The 18,833-nt window shown below is 71.8% G+C and carries 16 protein-coding genes and 1 riboswitch; of the genes, 4 read left to right on the top strand and 12 right to left on the bottom strand.

The annotated features are described in order from the left end of the window. Positions 1-259 precede the first annotated feature (259 nt). Complete coding sequence (locus tag EV190_RS10520; protein ID WP_243742490.1) at positions 260-1,492, top strand: M15 family metallopeptidase; 1,233 nt, start codon at positions 260-262, stop codon at positions 1,490-1,492. Between the two features lie 76 nt (positions 1,493-1,568). Here the strand turns inward: EV190_RS10520 and EV190_RS10515 are convergent, their stop codons facing one another. The 10 genes from EV190_RS10515 to EV190_RS10470 form a co-directional block, all read right to left on the bottom strand. Next, positions 1,569-2,249: a hypothetical protein gene (locus EV190_RS10515; RefSeq protein WP_133741323.1), complete on the bottom strand. Its 681-nt coding sequence runs from the start codon at positions 2,247-2,249 to the stop codon at positions 1,569-1,571. Between the two features lie 106 nt (positions 2,250-2,355). Beyond that, positions 2,356-2,559 carry a hypothetical protein gene (locus EV190_RS10510; RefSeq protein WP_208113151.1) on the bottom strand — a complete coding sequence of 68 codons (204 nt, stop codon included), beginning with the start codon at positions 2,557-2,559 and terminating at the stop codon, positions 2,356-2,358. Positions 2,560-2,674: 115 nt separating this feature from the next. Continuing rightward, entirely contained in the window at positions 2,675-3,697 is a 1,023-nt protein-coding gene (locus EV190_RS10505; RefSeq protein ID WP_133741321.1) for a LacI family DNA-binding transcriptional regulator, read from the bottom strand. Positions 3,698-3,916: 219 nt separating this feature from the next. Then, positions 3,917-5,371, bottom strand: a complete 1,455-nt coding sequence (locus EV190_RS10500) for a GH1 family beta-glucosidase (RefSeq protein ID WP_133741320.1) — start codon at positions 5,369-5,371, stop codon at positions 3,917-3,919. Then, positions 5,368-6,285, bottom strand: a complete 918-nt coding sequence (locus EV190_RS10495) for a carbohydrate ABC transporter permease (RefSeq protein ID WP_394345517.1) — start codon at positions 6,283-6,285, stop codon at positions 5,368-5,370. Before EV190_RS10495 ends, EV190_RS10500 begins: the two co-directional genes overlap by 4 nt. Beyond that, the gene (locus EV190_RS10490; RefSeq protein ID WP_394345519.1) at positions 6,282-7,160 is read right to left on the bottom strand and encodes a carbohydrate ABC transporter permease; all 879 of its coding nucleotides are present in this window, start codon (positions 7,158-7,160) and stop codon (positions 6,282-6,284) included. Before EV190_RS10490 ends, EV190_RS10495 begins: the two co-directional genes overlap by 4 nt. 340 nt (positions 7,161-7,500) lie before the next feature. Next, positions 7,501-8,796: an ABC transporter substrate-binding protein gene (locus EV190_RS10485; protein WP_133741319.1), complete on the bottom strand. Its 1,296-nt coding sequence runs from the start codon at positions 8,794-8,796 to the stop codon at positions 7,501-7,503. 243 nt (positions 8,797-9,039) lie between these two features. After that, a complete protein-coding gene (locus tag EV190_RS10480; protein ID WP_133741318.1) occupies positions 9,040-9,897 on the bottom strand; it encodes a MetQ/NlpA family ABC transporter substrate-binding protein in 858 nt (285 codons plus the stop codon). 65 nt (positions 9,898-9,962) lie between these two features. Then, positions 9,963-10,646, bottom strand: a complete 684-nt coding sequence (locus EV190_RS10475) for a methionine ABC transporter permease (RefSeq protein ID WP_133741317.1) — start codon at positions 10,644-10,646, stop codon at positions 9,963-9,965. After that, on the bottom strand, positions 10,643-11,608 hold the full coding sequence (locus EV190_RS10470) for a methionine ABC transporter ATP-binding protein (RefSeq protein ID WP_133741316.1): 966 nt from the start codon (positions 11,606-11,608) through the stop codon (positions 10,643-10,645). The genes EV190_RS10475 and EV190_RS10470 overlap by 4 nt, the downstream gene beginning before the upstream one ends. 491 nt (positions 11,609-12,099) lie before the next feature. On the opposite strand from EV190_RS10470, the gene EV190_RS10465 reads away from it, so the two are divergent. Next, positions 12,100-13,161, top strand: a complete 1,062-nt coding sequence (locus tag EV190_RS10465) for a coiled-coil domain-containing protein (RefSeq protein WP_133741315.1) — start codon at positions 12,100-12,102, stop codon at positions 13,159-13,161. A gap of 83 nt (positions 13,162-13,244) precedes the next feature. Here EV190_RS10465 and EV190_RS24305 read toward each other — a convergent pair whose 3' ends face one another. Further along, a complete protein-coding gene (locus tag EV190_RS24305; RefSeq protein WP_279536612.1) occupies positions 13,245-13,376 on the bottom strand; it encodes a hypothetical protein in 132 nt (43 codons plus the stop codon). A gap of 377 nt (positions 13,377-13,753) precedes the next feature. Between EV190_RS24305 and EV190_RS10460 the strand changes: the two genes are divergently transcribed. Further along, positions 13,754-14,854 carry a hypothetical protein gene (locus EV190_RS10460; protein WP_133741314.1) on the top strand — a complete coding sequence of 367 codons (1,101 nt, stop codon included), beginning with the start codon at positions 13,754-13,756 and terminating at the stop codon, positions 14,852-14,854. 157 nt (positions 14,855-15,011) lie between these two features. Next, on the top strand, positions 15,012-15,977 hold the full coding sequence (locus EV190_RS10455) for a carbohydrate kinase family protein (RefSeq protein ID WP_133741313.1): 966 nt from the start codon (positions 15,012-15,014) through the stop codon (positions 15,975-15,977). A gap of 49 nt (positions 15,978-16,026) precedes the next feature. On the opposite strand, the gene metE is transcribed toward EV190_RS10455, so the two are convergent. Continuing rightward, positions 16,027-18,321: a 5-methyltetrahydropteroyltriglutamate--homocysteine S-methyltransferase gene (gene metE / locus EV190_RS10450; protein WP_133741312.1), complete on the bottom strand. Its 2,295-nt coding sequence runs from the start codon at positions 18,319-18,321 to the stop codon at positions 16,027-16,029. Between the two features lie 189 nt (positions 18,322-18,510). Then, positions 18,511-18,727: riboswitch (cobalamin riboswitch) on the bottom strand. Between the last annotated feature and the right edge of the window lie 106 nt (positions 18,728-18,833).

The following is an 18,833-nucleotide window of genomic DNA, read 5'->3' as shown; positions in this document are numbered from 1 at the left end:
AATCCGGCCAGACATCCCGCATACCCCGATTATCCCCAACCGCCGGAGTCGCCTGGGACCGGTTTATACGTTTTGCGCCCCCAGGGCTAGTCCTCGGGGCCTCTCTCGTGCGACTTCTGCGTGTGGAGAGGAGGATACGAGCCCTCCCCCGACACGTTGATAACTTTTTGAACACACCTCGCGCAAACTGGGAAGCCGCCGGTCAACGTGGCATCGTGACGCCGCACACACGTTTTTTCGGGGGCTGGGGGAACGGGCCGTGAGGCAACGCAACAGCGCGTGTCGGCGTACGGCCGCGATCGTTCTGGGCGCCTGCCTGGCCGCCGCGCCCGCGGGGAGCGCGGGAGCGCGGGAGCCCGTGTCGGTCGAGAGCCTCAGGATCAGGCTCGCCGAGGTCGGCGCCAGGCTGGACGAACTGTACGCGGACGCCGACGCGGCGATCCTGGCCTACGAGGAGCAGCGGGAGCTGCTGGAGGAGGCCGCCGACGCGTACGAGGAGGCCCGGGAGCAGGCCGACGTGGCCGCGGACCTGCACGGCGAGGCCCGCTCCGGCGGCGTGCGGTACGCGGTCCTGGCGTACCAGGGCGTCGACCTGGGCCCCGCCCAGGCCTGGGCGGACGGCGGCGCCCTCCAGGAGGTCCTGGCGCGCGACGGCTACCTTCGGCTGCTCGACGGCCGGAAGCTGGACCGGCTGGACCGCGCGAACGCCGCGGGCCTGGTCGGCGAGACCCTGCGCCGGCGCGCCCGGGCCACCCGGGAGGCGCGGGGCGCGGCCGCGCTGGACGCGGCCGAGGCCAGGAACACCGCGCTGGACGCGGTGGACGCGCAGGAGTCGGAACTGAGGTCCCTCCTGGAGGAGCAGACCGGCCTGGACACCGCGCTCGCCGCGGCCCGGGAGGGCGACGCCGAACCGGGGGCCGAGCACGAGCGCGCCCTGCTGCGGGCCCGGAGCGCGGTCGGGAACGCCGACCACGGCGCCCCCTGGGACTCCGCCGAACCGTCCGGAACGGACCCCGGGGACGACTCCGGGGACGGCTCCGAGGACGCCGCCGGACCGTCGGACGCGGCGTGCACCGGCGGGCCGTTCGACCGCCATCCCAACGGCGGGATTCCCGCGTCCGCGCTCTGCCCGCTCCCCCAGCCGGGTGAGGCGCTGCGCGCCGACGCCGCCGCGGCGTTCATCGAACTGGACGGCGCCTACCGGGAGCGCTTCGGCCGCCCCATGTGCGTCACCGACTCCTACCGTCCGTTCGACGAGCAGGTCAGGCTCTTCCGGGAGAAGCCCCCGGGTACGGCCGCCCGCCCCGGCACCAGCGCGCACGGCCTGGGCCTGGCCGTCGACCTGTGCGGCGGCGTCCACGAGCACGGCTCGCGGGAGCACGCCTGGATGCTGGACACCGCCCCGTCGTACGGCTGGACCAACCCCGACTGGGCGCGGAACGGCTTCGAGCCCTGGCATTGGGAGTACCTCGACGCCCGTTCTTCTCGGTGATCTTGACCTTTTCGGGGTCTCGGACGTGGTTGAGACCCCGAAAACGTCAAGATCAGCGGGGAGGTACGACCGCGGGCTAAGCGCCCGAGCCCACCCGGAGTTCGAACTCGCCGAGCGGGCCGCCGTCCACGAGGAGCTCCTCGCCCGGCTCCAGCAGCCGGGTCCGGGCGGGCAGGGAGCCGACCAAGGCCCCGCCCAGCCCCCGGGACCAGCCGAGCCCGCCGTCCAGGACCGCCTCCGCCACCGGCTTGCCCTCGACGCTCCCGGAGACGACGAGGTCGGCGCCGTCGAACTCGTCGCACGTGGTGATGGCCGGGCCCAGGGTCAGGCCGACCCGCCCGCCGCCGAGGGTGCGCCACAGGCAGGCCAGGGTGTACCCGGCGTGCCCTCCTCCCCCGCCGAAGACCGCCGCCACGCCCACGTCGGCCAGCAGACCCGGCTCTCCCGCGGGCAGGGCGACGCCGTCGTCGGTGCCGTGGACCAGGTGCGGCTCGACCGACTGCTCCTCGGCGTCGGCCCCGCGCACGGGGACCGGATCGCGGGGCTCCAGCGGGACGCACAGCCGCGTCTCGAACTCGACGATGATCTCCACGGGGACCGCGAGCGCCCGCTGGTAGGCGTCGGCCATGGCGTCCCGGCCCGCCGCGAGCAGTTCGGGCATGCTCTCGGGGCCCGGATAACCGAAGACGCATCCGTCGTCGACGACACCCGGGCGCCGCTCACCCCCGCTGGGGGACAGATAGGTGACCCAACGCATTCAGCAACCCCTCCCGGCCGGCGCCCCGTCCCGGTGCTCCCCGTGCGGGCGCGGCTCCCTTCCAGGCAACATACCGGCTCTTCCGGACCGGATCGGAAGGACGGGGCTACAGCGGGTTGTGCTCCTTGCCGGTGCCCGCGCACATGCGGCACCACTCCTCGACGCGGGTCCAGCAGATCACCCCCGAGGCCTCGCGGCGGGGCATCTCCGGACGCCACCGGCCCGTGCCGCCGCAGCAGCGGCAGGGGCCGGCGGCGCGGTCGCACCATTCGCAGCCGTCCAGTTCGCACCGCGCTCGGAGCGTCTCCACCCGCACCCGACCGTCCCCCCGCTGTTCTCGACGCCTTCTTTTCAGGTCAGCGTGGCACAGCGGGCGAGTCCGCGTCCACTGGGGCCTGCCGGGCGGGAGCCCGTGGAAGGGCCGGTCAGGCGGACTCGCGCAGTACCAGGTGGGTGTCCAGGATCAGCTGGACGGGCTCGGCGGAGTCGCCGGTGATGCGGTCGATGAGCACCCGCGCCATCTCCCGGCCCATCAGCTCGGTCGGCTGGTTGACGGTGGTCATCGGCGGCTCCGCGTGCTCGGCGAGGGTCGAGTCGTCGTAGCCGACCACGGCGACGTCCCCGGGAGACGTGCGCCCCGCCGCGCGCAGCACGCGCAGCGTCGCCAGGCCCATCAGGTCCGAGGCGGCGAACACCGCGTCCAGGTCGGGGTGGCGCTCGAGGAGGGCCCGCATGGCCGACGTGCCGCTGTCGTAGCTGAAGTCCCCGTAGAACACGAGGCTCTCGTCGAACTCGATGCCGACCTCGTCCAGCGCCGCGCGGTAGCCCTGGAGCCGCTCCACACCGGCGATCATGTCCTGGGGGCCGGTGATGGTGGCGATCTTGCGCCGGCCGGTCTCGATCAGCCTCCGGGTGGCGATCCGGCCCCCGCCGAAGTTGTCGATGTCCACGTACGACATCTGGTCCTCGGACATCCCGAGCGGCCGGCCGCCGTAGACGAAGGGCACACCCGACTCCGACAGCAGCTTCGGGAGCGGGTCGTTCCTGTGCAGCGACAGCAGCAGCACGCCGTCGACGTGCTGCCCGGCGAGGTAGCCGCCGAGCCGCTCGTGCTCGGTGCCCGAGCGGCCGGTGGCCAGCAGCAGCTGGAAGCCCCGCTCGGACAGGGCCATCCCCACCCCGAGCACGATCCCCGCGAAGAAGGGGTCGGAGAAGAGGCGCTGGTTGCTCTCCGACACCACCAGCGCCACCGTGTCGGTACGCCGCGTGACCAGCGTCCGGGCCGCCCGGTTGGGAACGTACCCCAGCTCCCGGACCGCCTGCTGCACGGCCTCGCGGGTGGCCGGACTCACCTGCTCGGACCCGTTGATCACCCGGGAGACGGTCCCCCTGCCGACCCCCGCGAGAGCGGCCACCATCTCCAGTGTCGGACGCCGCCGACGTTCCATCGCTTTCCCCCAACCCATGGCAGCGCCGTCCCGGCGCCCCCTTTTTCTATCCTGGAGCACGCCGGAACGGCGACAGCACAGCCGCGAACGCCGGGGCGTACTCCTCGAACCTCTCGGGCTCGGGCCCCCGGGGCGGGCTCCGCCGCGGCCGTCGCGGACCGGCTCGCGGCCCCGCCCCGGAGGACGCTCGTCCACCCGGGCGCGACCGGGGAGCGGCCCCTAGTCCGCGGCGCCGATCCCCCCGTTGCGGGCGACCCGCCCGTACCACAGGCCGCTGTCCTTGACGGTCCGGACCTGGGTGTCGTAGTCGACGTGCACGAGGCCGAACCGCTTGCCGTAGCCGAGCGCCCACTCGAAGTTGTCCATCAGCGACCAGGCGAAGTAGCCCTTGAGCGGCACCCCCGCCCCGATCGCCTCGTGCGCCGCCCTCAGGTGGGCGTCCAGGTAGGCGATCCGGTCCTCGTCGTGCACCGCGCCGTCGACGACCCTGTCCTCGAAGGCGGCGCCGTTCTCGGTGACGTACAGGGGCAGGCCCGGGTAGTCGGCGGCGAGTCGGGTCAGCGTGTCGTAGAGACCGGTGGCGTCGATCGGCCAGCCCATGGCGGTGACCGGCAGGCCGGTGTCCACGTCGACGACGTGCTCGCTGCCGACCGACGGCGAGTACTCGGCGGGGCCCAGGTCGTCCGGGTCCACTCCCTCCCGGGAGCCGGACACCCAGCTGGGGTTGTAGAAGTTGACGCCCAGCATGTCCAGGGGCGCGGAGATGGTCTCCAGGTCGCCGTCGCGCACGAAGCCGTAGTCGCTGACCGCGGCGACGTCGGCGAGCAGGTCCTCGGGGTAGCGCCCCTTGACCAGCGGCTCGGTGAAGATCCGGTTGCGCAGGGCGTCGATGCGCCGGGCGGCGTCCACGTCGGCTTCGCCGTCGGTGTACGGGCGCACCGTGGTCTGGTTGTGCACGATGCCCACCAGCGGCGCGCGCCCGGCCCCGGCTCCCAGGTCGCGGATGACGTTGGCGGCCAGGCCGTGGCCCAGCATCAGGTGGTGCGCCGCGGCCAGCGCGGACGCGGGCTCGCGGCGGCCCGGCGCGTGCACGCCGGAGGCGTAGCCCAGGAACGCCGCGCACCACGGCTCGTTGAGGGTGTTCCAGTTGGTGATCCGGTCGCCCAGCAGCTCGTACATGACGCCCGCGTACTCGGCGAACCGGTAGGCGGTGTCGCGGTTGGGCCAGCCGCCCGCGTCCTCCAGCGTCTGGGGCAGGTCCCAGTGGTAGAGGGTCGGCCACGGCTCGATCCCGACCTCCAGCAGGGCGTCCACGAGCTTGTCGTAGAAGTCCAGCCCCGCCTGGAGGGGCTTGCCGCTGCCGGTGGGCTGGACGCGCGGCCAGGCCACGGAGAAGCGGTAGGCGCCGACGCCCAGGTCGCGCATGAGCGCGACGTCGTCGCGGTAACGGTTGTAGTGGTCGCAGGCGGGGTCCCCGGTGTCGCCGTTCTGGACCTTGCCGGGGGTCGCGCTGAAGGTGTCCCAGATGCTGGCGCCCCGGCCGTCGGCCGTGGTCGAGCCCTCGATCTGGAAGGAGGCGGTGGCCACTCCCCAGACGAAGCCGGGAGGGAACTGGACGCCGGTCTCGGACTCTTGACCGGTCCGGGAGAGCGAGGTGGCTGGCTGCGAAGTCACGATTTGATGGCACCTTCCATGATCCGGCCGATCAGCTGGCGGCCGAGGACGAAGAACAGAATCAGCAGCGGGAGGGTGGCGACGACCGATCCGGTGAACATCAGGGCGAAGTCGCGGGAGTACGCCGACTGGTTGAGCTGGTTGATGGCGAGCTGGACCGTCGGGTTGGAGGGGGTCAGCACGGCCAGCGCCCAGGTGAACTCGTTCCACTGCGTCATGAACGTCAACAGGCCGAGCACGATCATGGCCGGGCGCAGCGCGGGCAGCACCACGCTCCAGTAGACGCGGAAGGTGGAGCAGCCGTCCATGCGCGCCGCTTCCAGGAGCTCGTCGGGGATCGCCTGGATGCAGTACTGGCGCATCATGAACACGCCGAAGCCGCTGACCATGAACGGGACGATGATCGAGATGATCTCGCCGCGCCAGCCGAACCACCCCATCAGCATGAGCAGCGGGATGATGCCCATCTGCACCGGGACGGCCATGGTCACGACGACGCCGACCGCGGCGACGTTGCGGCCCTTGAAGCGCAGCTTGGCCAGGGCGAACCCGGCCATGGAGGAGAAGAGCACCACCGACACCGCGAGCACGGTGGCCGAGATCGCCGAGTTCGTCAGGCCGAGCGTGAAGTTGGCCGTGGTGTTGGCGAAGAGCCGCTCCAGGTTGGCCGGGAAGTTCCCGCCGGGCAGGAACTGCGGCGGGCGGGCCGAGGCGGCCGCCGAGTCGCGGCTGGCCACGACGAACATCCACCACAGGGGGAACACCGACAGCAGGACGGTGATGGTGAGCCCGATATAGGTCAGCGGGGTGGCCTCGCGCATCCCGCTGCTGCCCTTGGCCCGCCTGGCGCGGTTCCTGCCCCCGCCCCCGGCCGGCGTGGGCCTGGTGGGCGGCGGGTTCAGCGTGGTGGTCACTGCGCCCCCTTGATCCTGCTGCTGAGCAGCGCGTTGAGCGCGCCGATCAGGACGATGAGCACGAACAGCGTCCAGGCGATCGCCGAGCCGTACCCGTAGTTGTTGAACCGGAAGCCCTCTTCGAAGATGAGCATCATGACGGTCTGGAACTGGCCCTGCGTACCGCCGGCGACGCTGCCGCCGTCGAAGATGACCGGCTCGGTGAACAGCTGCATCTGCCCGATGGTGGAGACGATCACGGTGAAGATGATGGTGGGCCGCAGCATCGGGACGGTGATCTGCCAGAACTGGCGCATGCGGGAGGCGCCGTCGATCGAGGCGGCCTCGTACAGGTCCTTGGAGATGGCGGTCATGGCCGCCAGGTAGATCAGGGCGTTGTAGCCGGTCCAGCGCCAGTCGACCATCACCGCGATGACCGCCCAGGACGAGAAGGTTCCGCCCTTCCAGTTCACCGGGTCGATGCCGAAGAACCCGAGCGCGTAGTTGACCAGGCCGAACTCGGTCCCGAACAGCTGGGAGAAGACGATGGCCACGGCCGCGACCGAGGTCAGGTAGGGCAGGAGCAGCCCCATCCGGAAGAAGTTGACGGCGCGGATCCTGCGGCTCAGCGTGTCGGCCAGGAACATGGCCAGCAGCAGCTGGGGGACCACGCCGAGGACGAACATCCCGAAGGTGTTGTACAGCGCGTTCCAGAACTTCGCGTCCTGGGCCAGGCGGACGTAGTTGTCGATGCCGACGAAGCCCTGGTTGCCGCCCAGGAGCGTCCAGTCGTGCAGGGAGACCCAGACCGTGTAGAGCAGCGGGAAGAGCCCGAACACCGCGAAGAGCAGGAAGAAGGGCGCGATGAACAGGTAGGGGGAGGTCCGGAGGTCCAGGCGGGTGAGCAGGATCTGTCGCTGCTCCCGCCGCTTCCGGTCGTCGTTCGAGGGATCGGGAGGGGTCGCGCCCTCCGTGTCCCTGGGCGGGGCGCCGCCGCGCCTGAGAAGAGTCACGTCGTGCGCTCCTCGTGGATGGTCGGTGGGTGGTCAGATGTCAGACGGAGCAGGCGGCCCGTCCCCGCCGGAGTCGGGAGAAGAGACTCCGGAGGGACCGGGACGGGCCGCCCGGACCGGACCGCGCCTTTCGACACGGGGATGTGCGGACCCGCCCCGGCTGGAGAGACCGCCGGCGAGGGCGGGGCGCGGGGCGGGTCCGCACGTTCGGGGGGCAGGGGCGCTACTGGCCCGCGGCCCGCTCGGAGTTGCTGATGGCCTGGTCCCAGGCCTCGCTCGGGGAGGCCTGTCCCTGCTCCATGGCCTCGAGGGCCTTGCGGAACTCCTCGGAGACCTGGGCGTTGTGGACGCCGTAGTAGACGGGCTCCAGCTGCTGGGCGGTCTCGCTGTAGATCGCGCCGACGGGGGCCTGGTTGAAGTAGTCGCGGGTGAACTCGGTGACGGCCGGGTCCTCAAGGGCCTGCGGCGAGGAGGGCAGCGTGTTGGCCTCGTTCCAGGCGGAGGTCTGGCCTTCGGGGCTGCTCAGGAACATGGCCAGGTCGGCCGCTTCCTCGGGGTGCTCGCTCTGGGTGGTCACCGAGAGCCAGGAACCGCCCCAGTTGCCGCCGTTGCCGGGCACGGAGGCGACGTCCCAGCGGTCGCGGCCGCTCTCACCCGCGGTGCTCTCGATGTGGCCGAGCATCCAGGCCGGGCAGGGCAGGGTCGCGAAGACGTTGTTCTGGATGCCGGCGTTCCACTCGTCGGACCACATGGGCAGGTTGGCGGACAGGCCCTTGTCGGCCATCTGCTCCGCCAGGTCCCAGCTGTCCGTGATGACCGGGTTGCTCTCGGCCACCAGGTTGTTCTCGGTGTCGAAGAAGGTGTGCGTGCCGCCCTGGGCGTTCATGGCGTTGAAGTACGGGGTGACGGTGGAGACGAAGGAGGCGCCGGTCTCGGCCTTCTGGAACTCCTCGCCGAGGGCGATGAAGTCCTCCCAGGTCTCCCACCTGGCGCCGACCTCCTCGCGGTCGGTCGGCAGGCCGGCGTCCTCGAAGAGGGACTTGTTGTAGCACATGCTCATGCCGCCGATGTCGGTGCCCAGGCCCACGACGCGCCCCTCGGCGTCCTTGCCCAGCTCCCACTTCCACGGCAGGTAGTTGCCCTCGATGTCGGCCGCGCCGTACTCGCCGAGGTCGACGAAGTTGTCGCTCTGGCTGAGGTAGAACTGCTGGACGATGCCCTCTTCGATGGCGACGATGTCGCCCGCGCCGTCGCCGGCCGCGATGTTCTGCTGCAGCGCCGGGACGTAGTCGGCGTTGAGGTCGCTGAGGTTGTTCTCCTCGATCGTGATGTTCGGGTTCTCTTCCATGTACTGCTCGAAGAGCGCGTCGTACCCGAAGACCCCGAAGGTGTCGATGGTCAGCGTGATCTCGCCGTCCTCGGCCGTGTCCCCGCCGCCGCACGCGGTGGCGGTGAGCAGTGCGACCGCTCCGACCGCCGCGGCGGCCACCTTCCAGTGCCGACGATTAGAAGCTCGCATGTGCGACCCCTCGCTCAAGGTGGAATGTCTTGGATCGCGTCCCGAATCCCCCGGGCTGGGAGCGCTCCCAAGAGAGTGGCCCACGCCACTGCCTTCCGTCAATCCCCGATCATGCTTACGCAACGCAACCGTTACCTGGATCACTCCGAGGCTTTCCCGGAAAACGCGAAGACCGCCCGGAAACCCTGCTCACCAGGGAATCCGGGCGGTCCGAGCGGTCCGCTCCCGAAGCGGGGCGGTGGGTCAGGCCTGGTCGTCGACCGGGAAGACCACGCCCTGCCAGGTCTCCTCGACGTAGGCCCGCACCTCGTCGCTGTGCAGCAGCTCGCCCAGCTTGACGAGGTCGGGGTCCTCGGCGTCCGCCGCGCGGACCACCAGTCCGTTGGCGTAGTCCTCGACGTAGTCGGCGGTGTCGCTGGGCTCCCACGCCAGCTCGTTGGCCGTCCCGGGGAGGTCGGCCTCGATGGCGTAGTTGCCGTTGACGACGGCGGCGTCCACGTCAGGCAGCGACCTGGGCAGCTGCGCCGCCTCCAGCGGGGTCACCGTGACGTCCTTGGGGTTGTCGGTGATGTCGGCCTCGGTGGCCAGGGCCCCCGCCTCGGGGTCGACCGTGATGAGGCCCTCGGCCTCCAGGGTCGCCAGCGCGCGGTCCAGGTTCGCCGCGTCGTTGGGCACCGCGATCTCCGCGCCGTCGGGGATGTCCCCGACGCTCTCGTGCTTGTCCGAGTACAGGCCCAGCCGCTCCACGTGCACGTCGCTGATGTAGGCGAGCTCGTCGTCGGGGTTGGCCGCCTGCCACTCCTCCAGGAAGGTGCGGTGCTGGAAGTAGTTGGCGTCCAGTTCGCCCTGGGCGAGCTGCGGGTTGGGCTGGTTGTAGTCCGCGATCTCCACGATCTCCAGGTTGAGGCCCGCGTCGGCGGCCAGCTCGTCCTGGACGAACGCCAGGATCTCGCCGTGCGGAACAGGGCTCACCCCGACGGTCAGGGTGGTCAGGCCCTCCTGCTCCGGGCCCCCGTCGGAGGCGTTCTCACTGGGCGCCCCGCACGCCGAGACCGTCGCCGCCAGTGCGATGGCCCCGACCCCCGCGATCGTCCTGCGCATGTCACCACTCCTTGTCGTCGTTGACTGTCGGTTGGAACGGCCCCGTTCGGGGCCCCTGTGGCGTGTCACCGGTGGGACACCCTCCGCACGAGGAGGTCCCCCGCGCTCTGCACCAGCTGGACCATCAGGACCAGGAAGACGACGGTCGCCCACAGGTAGTAGTCGTCGAAGCGCTGGTAGCCGTACCGGATGGCGATGTCGCCGAGCCCGCCGCCGCCGATGGCCCCCGCCATCGCCGAGTACGAGACCAGCGTGACGACCGTCATCACCAGGCTCGCGACCAGGCCGGGAAGCGCCTCGGGCAGCAGCACCTTGACGACGATGACGCTCTTGCGCGCGCCCATCGCGTGCGACGCCTCGATGACGCCGCGGTCCACCTCGCGCAGGGCCGTCTCCACCAGCCGGGCGAAGAACGGGATCGCGCCGATGCTCAACGGCACGACGGCGGCGGTGGGCCCCAGTGTGGTGCCGGTGATGAACCGGGTCAGGGAGAGCACCGCGACCATCAGCACGATGAACGGCAGCGAGCGCCCCACGTTCACCACCGCGCCGAGCACCGCCCTGAGGACCGGGGCGGGGGTGAGCCCGTCCCGGTCGGTCGCCACCAGCAGCACGCCCAGCGGAAGCCCGACCGCGACGGTGACGAGTCCGGACCACAGGACCATGTAGAGGGTGTCCAGGGTGCCCAGCCACAGGACCGGCCACATCTCGGGCCAGCGCGCGGCCAGTTCGCCGAACCACTCCGTCATCGGACCTCCTCCACCAGCAGGCCGTTGTCGGCCAGGTAGGCGAGCGCCTCGGCCCGGCGCTCGCCGGTGATCCGCACGTTGAGGCGGCCCACCGAGTGCCCGGCGACCTCCTCCAGCGCGCCCGCGATGATGTTGACGTCCACGTCGAAGCCCCGGGTGATCTGCGACATCAGCGGCTCGTCCGTTCCGTCCGGGTAGGTCAGCGCCACGGTTCCGGGCGGCGGGTCCGACGGGAGCGGGAACAGCGAGCGGGTCAGCAGCGATCCGGGGGTGCGCAGCAGGTCGGAGACCCGGCCCGACTCGGTGAAGGAGCCGTCCTCCATGATCGCCGCGGAGTCGCAGACGCGCTTGACCACCTCCATCTCGTGCGTGATCAGCAGGATGGTCAACCCGAGTTCGCGGTTGAGCGTGCGCAGCAGGTCCAGGATCCCGGCGGTGGTCGCCGGGTCCAACGCCGAGGTCGCCTCGTCCGACAGCAGCACCTTGGGGCGCGGGGCCAGGGCCCGGGCGATTCCCACCCGCTGCTTCTGCCCGCCCGACAGCTGGGCCGGATAGGCCCTGGCCCTGTCGGCCAGCCCGACCAGGTCCAGCAGCTCGGCCACGCGCCGACGGCGCTCGACCCGGGAGACTCCCGCGATCTCCAGCGGGAAGGCGACGTTGCCCGCGACCGTCCGCGAGGACAGCAGCGCGAAGTGCTGGTGGACCATCCCGATCCCGTGCCGCGCGGCGCGCAGCCGCGCGGAGCCCAGCGCGGTGAGGTCCTGGCCGTCCACCCGGACCTCGCCCCGGTCGGGGCGTTCCAGCAGGTTGACGCAGCGCAGCAGGGTGCTCTTGCCCGCGCCGCTCCGCCCCACGACGCCGTAGACCTCGCCCTGGCGGACGTGCAGGTCGACGCCCTGGAGAGCCGCGATCCGGCGGCCCTTCAACCGGTAGGCCTTGTGCAGGCCGACAGCGTTTATCACTGTTCCCTCGAAAAAGTCTGGATTCCTTGTGGGAAGCCCGCCCCACCGGAGAGCTCCTCGTCAGGGCGCGTCCGGGCACGGCAGTGGAACCCCGGCGGCGCGCCCCCGGTGGGAGCGGCGCACCAGGGGCTCAAAACCCACAATATCAGTAGGAAATCGGCTTCGCCGCCCGCTTCGGAGCGATCATCCCCACCCTGGTCAGTGGGGTGGATCACCGCGGATTTCGGCTTTCCGCCCCGAAGCCGCCTACACTCGGTTTCGCCGAGCGGATGGACGTCCCCGCCCCGGGCCCGCCAGGAGGCGCTTCCCGGGACGCCTCCGGGTGAGCGCGCGGCCTCCGGTGCGGGGCCCGCGGTCCCGAGAACGATCCGGGGGCGCGACCGGGCCCAGGCCGACCGTTCCGCCCGGCCGACCCCACAAGCGGAGTCCCTGCCTCCCGTCGAGCGGCGCGTGCCGTTCGCAGGGCCTCCGCACGACCGAGGAGCGAGACAGTGCCGCCCTTCCGTTCGACCGGCGACGGTCGGAACACCGACCACGCCGACTTCTGGGCCCCCGACCCCTCCGACCGGACCTGGCGCGACCGCCTGGCCGGGCTCACCGGCCCGTCCGCCGCCCGCGCGGGCGCCCGCGGGCGCGCCACCGGTCTCCTCGTCGGCGCGCTGTCGCTCGTCCTGACCGTGCCCGCGGCGCCCGCGCACGCCGCCCCCCTGGCCCCTCCGCCCCCGGCCGAGAGCCTGGACTCGCTGCTGGACCGGGCGGACTCGCTGAGCGAGGAGTACAACGGCGAGCTGCGCGACATGGAGGGCGTCATCGAGGACGCCGAGAAGGCCGAGGAGCGGGCCGAAACCACCCGCGCGGAGGTCGACGAGGCCAAGGAGCAGGTCCGGCAGCTGGCCGTGGTCGCCTACACCAGCGGGGGCCTGGACCCGGCGCTGAGCCTGTTCATCGAGGCCGACCCGCAGGAGACCATCGACCGGGCCCTGCTGGTCGACCACCTGGCCACCACCAACAACGACAAGATCGAGCACCTCGTCGAGTCCATGGAGCGCGACGACAAGGCCCAGGAGAGCGCCCAGGAGAAGCTCGACCAGGTCGAGGACGACCTGGACGAGCTGGAGGGCCGCCGCAGGGAGGTCCAGAAGCTCATCGCGGACTACCCCGTCCAGGAGATGGGTCCGCCGGACAGCCTCACCCCGCGGACCCGGCAGATGAGGAACCTCGTCGTCGAGCGGTTCGGCGAGAACCGGGCCAACGGCGGGTACGGCTGCTACCGCCAGAGCGGCGGGTACGTGGTCGGCGAGCACCCCAAGGGGCGGGCCTGCGACTTCATGGTCAACGGGAACGGCCAGATGCCGACGGAGGAGCAGCAGGCGCACGGCCAGGCGATCGCGGACTGGGCCCAGGACAACGCCGGCGACCTCGGCATCATGTACATCATCTGGCGCCAGCAGATCTGGGACATCCGCCGCGGCGACGAGGGATGGCGGCAGATGGCCGACCGGGGCAGCGTCACCGAGAACCACTACGACCACGTGCACATCTCGATGTTCTGACGGGGACGGACCCCACCGGTGCCAGGACCCCGGCGGGAGCGCGGCGAGGGCCCGGACGATCCGCCGGACGCGGCCGGGCGGGGTCAGCCGAAGGCCGGGGCGTACATCATCACCGTGCACCCCGCGGTGATCGTGAGCACCACCAGGATCGCGGCGACGAAGACCAGCCAGGCGACAAGGCCGTGCCTCGGCGGTTCCGGCGGGGAAGACGACATCATCGCCCCTCATGTCGACCCTGCTTGCAGGGCAACTCTACGGCGCGCGGCGGGCCCTCGCAGGTAACTCGCCGATGTCGGCCACACGCGTTTCCACCGCCGCGCGGCCCGCTCCCGTTTCGATCGGGCAACGATCCGATCGCGGCTTCAGCCTCTGGTCCCAAAAAGGTGACGATCCACCACCTTTTGCCCTAAGTGGTCCACATGGGCTCCATGCTGGGCAGATAAGATCTCAAAGCTCTCCACAGGCAGAGCGCAGGGGCTTGCCCCGGCTGATCCGCCGTTGTCGCGGTCACGGGGTAGAACAGCAATGGAACCGTGAACGCGTCAACGCGCGTCCGAGATCTGATCACAACGCAGCTGGCGCGAGGGGAGTCATGAGCGACAACGGACCCTACACACAGCCACCCCAGTATCCCGGTGGCGAGGGTAACCAAGGACAGTCGGGGGCCTACGGCGGCGCCCACGGACAGGGCGGGCAGCCTCAGGGGCAGCCCGGTCAGCCGGACCCCGGAACCGGCGGCCAGCCCGGCTACCCCAGCGGCCCCTACCAGGCCCCCTACGGAGAGCAGGGAACCGGCGGTCAGCAGCCCTACCAGGGCCAGCCGCAGGCGCCGTACGGCCAGGGGCCGTACCCCGGTCAGGGCGGGCCGCAGTTCCAGCAGCCCCAGGACCAGCAGCAGATGTTCCACCAGGGCGGCCAGCCCCCGTACGGCGGCGGACCGGGCGTGCCCGGGTACCCCCCGCCGCAGCAGCCCCGCAAGAGCAGCGCGGGCCTGTGGGTCGTGATGGCCGGAGGGGTGGTCATCGTCCTGCTGGTCGTGGCCGTGGTCGTGGTCCTGTTCACCGGCGGTGACGAGGAGACCCCCCCGGTGGCCCAGCCGCCCGGGACCGAGGAGAGCGCCCAGCAGGCGCCGTCCGAGGAACCCGCCGGAGAGCCCGAGGGCGACACCGGCGCCCAGGGCGAACCCCCCTACTCGGTCCCCGAGGACCCCTGCGCCGGCCTTCCCGAGGGCACGCTCTCCCAGTTCGGCGCCGAGGACCCCAGCAAGACCATCACCGACAGCACCTCCTCCTGCTCCTGGAGCACGGTGTCGGCCGACGACGAGTACGGCACCCTGTCGGTGGAGTACAAGACCCCCTACGTGGGTTCGGACTCGGTCGAGGGCGCCGAGGACGACTTCGAGTTCTACTACGACTACGCGACCGACGAGGAGGAGTCCGTCTTCGACCTCAAGGTCATCGAGGAGCAGGACCTCGACTACGGCGACGAGTCGGTGTTCGTGTTCGCCGAGGAGGAGATCATCTCCCTCGGCAACCGCACGACCGTGCTGATCCGCCAGGACAACATGGTCGTCAAGGTCGAGTGGAGCGTCAGCAGCAGCTTCTCCTCGAGCGGCAACGAGCCCCCTCAGACCCTCGCCGATGTCGAGGACGTCATGAAGCAGGCGGGCGCGGACGCCCTGGGCGTTCTGTAGCGCTTACCGCACCCGAGAGGCGGGGGCGCGCGGAGGGTTCCGCGCGCCCCCGCCTCTGTTCGACCGGCTATGTCAACGTTGTCAGAAACGGCCTCCCCCGGGAATACTCTCCTGGGACCGTCCCGGTCCCCCGCTGAGCCCCGAAAGGACCCCTCACTTGATCACCGTCGTCGGCGAAGCGCTCATCGACCTCATCAGCTCCGAGAGCGGAACCTACCGCTCGGCCCCCGGCGGCGCGCCCGCCAACACGGCGGTGGCACTGGCCCGGCTCGGGGTGGACTCCTCACTGCTGGCGCGCATCGGCTCCGACCGCTTCGGACGCCAGTTGCGCGCCTACGTGGCCTCGCGCGGGGTGGACACCCGCGACCTGGTGTCCGCCGAGCAGCCCAGCACGCTGGCCATCGCCAACCTGGACGAGCACGGCCACGCCAGCTACGACTTCTACGTCAAGGGCACCGCCGACTGGCAGTGGGCACCGGACGAGCTGCCCGACCCGATCCCCGAGGACGTCGCCGCACTGCACCTGGGGTCGCTGGCGATGGCGATGGAGCCGGGCGCGTCCGTTCTGCGGGAGTGGGCCGCCCGCCAGCGCGGCCGCACCGTCATCAGCTACGACCCGAACATCCGCCCGGCGCTGGCCGGGGAGCCCGCGCGGGCCCGCGCCCGGGTGGAGGACCAGATCGCGCTGGCCGACGTGGTCAAGGTCAGCGACGAGGACGTGCACTGGCTGTTCGAGCGCGAACCGGGTCCCGACTCCTCCGAGCTGCTACTGGAGACCGCGCGCTCCTGGCTGGCCCTGGGACCGGTGCTGGTGGCCGTCACCCGCGGCGGCGAGCAGACCACCGTCGTGGTGCGCGGCCGCGAGGACGCGCCGCTGTCGCTGACGCCCGCACCGGTTGAGGTCGTGGACACCGTGGGCGCGGGCGACGCGTTCTGCGCCGGCCTGCTGGACGCGTTCGGCCAGGCCGGAGCCCTGGGGGCGGGCGGCCGGGAGCGGCTCGCCGCGCTCACCGACGCCCGGCTCGCCGTCTGCGTGGAGCACGCCCACCGGGTGGCCGCGCACACCTGCCGCCGGGTGGGCGCGGACCCGGGCGAGCTCGACCTCGCCCCGCTGGAGTTCTGACGGCCCGGGGGCGCCGGGACGCTTCGCGTCGTCCCGGCGCCCCCGCCGCTCACCCCTCGGCCAGGGAGGCGCGGACCCTGCGGGCCGCCTCCACCATGGCGCGCAGCGCCGCCTCGGTCTCGGCGTAGCCGCGGGTCTTGAGACCGCAGTCGGGGTTGACCCACAGCCGGTCCGGTGCGACCGCGCCCAGCGCCGTCCGCAGCGCCGCCTCGACCTCCTCGACGGAGGGCACCCTGGGCGAGTGGATGTCGTACACGCCCGGACCGATCCCGCGCCGGTACCCGATCGCGGCGAGGTCGTCCACCAGCTCCATGCGCGAACGGGCCGCCTCGACGCTGGTCACGTCCGCGTCGAGCGCGTCGATGGCCGCGACGATCTGCCCGAACTCGGAGTAGCACATGTGCGAGTGGATCCGCGTGGTCTCGGCCACGCCCGAGGTCGCCAGGCGGAACGAGCCGATCGCCCAGTCGAAGTAGGCGGACCGGTCCTCCTCCCGCAACGGCAGCAGCTCGCGCAGCGCGGCCTCGTCGACCTGGATGTGCCGGATCCCGGCCCGCTCCAGGTCGGCGATCTCGTCCCGCAGCGCCAGCGCGACCTGGCGGGCTGTCTCGGCGAGCGGCTGGTCCTCGCGCACGAACGACCAGGCGAGCATGGTCACCGGTCCGGTGAGCATCCCCTTGACCGGCTTGTCGGTGCGCGACTGGGCGTACGTGGTCCACCCGACCGTCATCGGCTCGGGCCGGGAGACGTCGCCGAACAGGATCGGCGGACGCACGTAGCGCGAGCCGTAGGACTGCACCCAGCCGTACCGGGTGGTCGCGTAGCCGCCCAACTGCTCGGCGAAGTACTGGACCATGTCGTTGCGCTCGGGCTCGCCGTGCACGAGCACGTCCAGGCCGATGTCCTCCTGGAGCGCGATGACCCGGTCGATCTCGGCGCGCATGCGCCGCTCGTACTCCGCGCGGTCCAGGCGCCCCTCCCGGTACCCGGCCCGCGCCGCGCGCACGTCGTCGGTCTGGGGGAAGGAGCCGATCGTGGTGGTGGGCAGCAGCGGCGGCGCCCCCGCGGCCTCCCGCGCCCTGCGGCGCCGGTCGTAGTCGGCGCGGGCGGTTCCGGCGCCCAGCGCGTCCAGGCGGGCGCGCACCCGCTGGTCGACGAAGCCCGGCGGGGGCTTGGCGGCGTCGGCCGCGCGGGCCTCGGCCAGCGCCGCGGCGGCCTCCGCGCCGCCGTCGGTCAGGCAGCGGTCCAGCAGCACCACCTCGGCGGCCTTCTGCCGGGCAAAGGCCAGCCGGGAGCGCAGCGCCGGGTCCAGACCCGTCTCCGCGTCCAGGTCGACGGGGACGTGCAGGAGCGAGCAGCTCGTGCCCACCACCACCCGCTCGGCCAGGCCGAGCACCGAGGTGAGGACGGACAGCGCCGCGCCGATGTCGGCGCGCCAGACGTTGCGGCCGTCCACGACCCCCGCGTACAGGGTCTTGTCGCCCAGCCCGGCGACCGAGCTCAGCACCTCCAGCGTGCGCGGGGCGGTGAGGTCCAGGCCCACGGCCTCGACCGGGCTCCGCTTGAGCACCTCCAGCGCCCTGGCGCCGGGGGCCTCGAAGTAGGTCGCCACCAGGATCCGGGGGCGCTCCGCGAGGGAGCCGAGGCGGTCGTAGGCGCGCTCCAGTTCCGCCGTCACCGCGGTCCCGGCCTCGGTGACCAGGATCGGCTCGTCGAACTGGACCCACCCGGCCCCGGCCGCGGCGAGGAATCCGAGCAGTTCGGCGTAGCCGTCGACGAGCTCGTCGAGCAGCTCCAACCGGTCCCAGCCCTCGGGCGCCCCGGCAGCGTTCTTGGCCAGCATCAGGAAGGTCAGCGGGCCGACCAGGACGGGGCGCGTCTCGATGCCCAGGCCCTTGGCCTGGACGTACTCCGAGAGCGGCTTGCGCCCGACCAGGCGCGGCCGGGTCTCGGGCGAGAGCTCGGGCACCAGGTAGTGGTAGTTGGTGTCGAACCACTTGGTCATCTCCATCGCCGGGGCGCCATCGCACCCCCGGGCCATGGCGAAGTAGCGCTCCAGCTCGGCCTCGCGCGCGGGCCGGCCCGCGCCGGCCTCCGCGAAGCGCGGGGGGACCAGGCCGAACAGGACCGCGGTGTCCAGGACCTGGTCGTAGTAGGAGAAGGTGTTGGACGGGATCTGCTCGATCCCGGTCGCCCTCAGGGACTCCCACGTCCCGCGGCGCAGCGCGGCGCCGACCGCGTCCAGTTCGGCGGCGGTCGACCGGCCCGCCCAGTAGGACTCGCTGGCGCGCTTGAGTTCGCGCCGGTCTCCGATACGCGGGTAGCCCAGGACGGTGGTGCTCATCGCGCCTCCCCCGGAGCGGGGGCGGGGATTCGGGTTCGGGTTCGCATGGTGAGCTTTCTCTCCCTCGTCGAAGCGCCTCGGTCGAGGCCGCGAAGGAGGAGACCACGCGAACGCGCGGACGCGGCGGTGGCCCGCCTGCCCGTCGTCGTCCGGCCCTCCCTCGGGGCCTCGGACCACCGCGGACGCGTGGCGCGGCCGCGGGCGGTGGCAGGTCTTCGGACTCGTGGGCGCGGCGCTCGGCGCCTCCTACCGGCCGTCGCTTCCCGGGCGCCTGGCGGCGTCCAGTGCTGGTGACGGCTTTCGTTCCCACATACCGCTGCGGGGCAGTCCCGGATTCGCACCGGGTTCCCTCTTGCGACACGTCCGACCGGATGCCGGACGTGAACCAACCGCGCTCAGGAGTATAGGCCGCGCCCCCCGGCCGCGGCCCCCCGGCTCCCGGACTGTCAGAGGCCGCTTCTACCTTGGGATTCGACGGATATTTCGGAAAGAGCGAATAATCGCGAACCGAA

It is taken from the genome of Actinorugispora endophytica, assembly GCF_004363075.1.
GTDB classification, from domain to species: Bacteria; Actinomycetota; Actinomycetes; order Streptosporangiales; family Streptosporangiaceae; genus Actinorugispora; species Actinorugispora endophytica.
The sequence above is the reverse complement of the archived record's forward strand: the minus strand, read 5'-3'. Positions and strand labels throughout refer to the sequence as shown.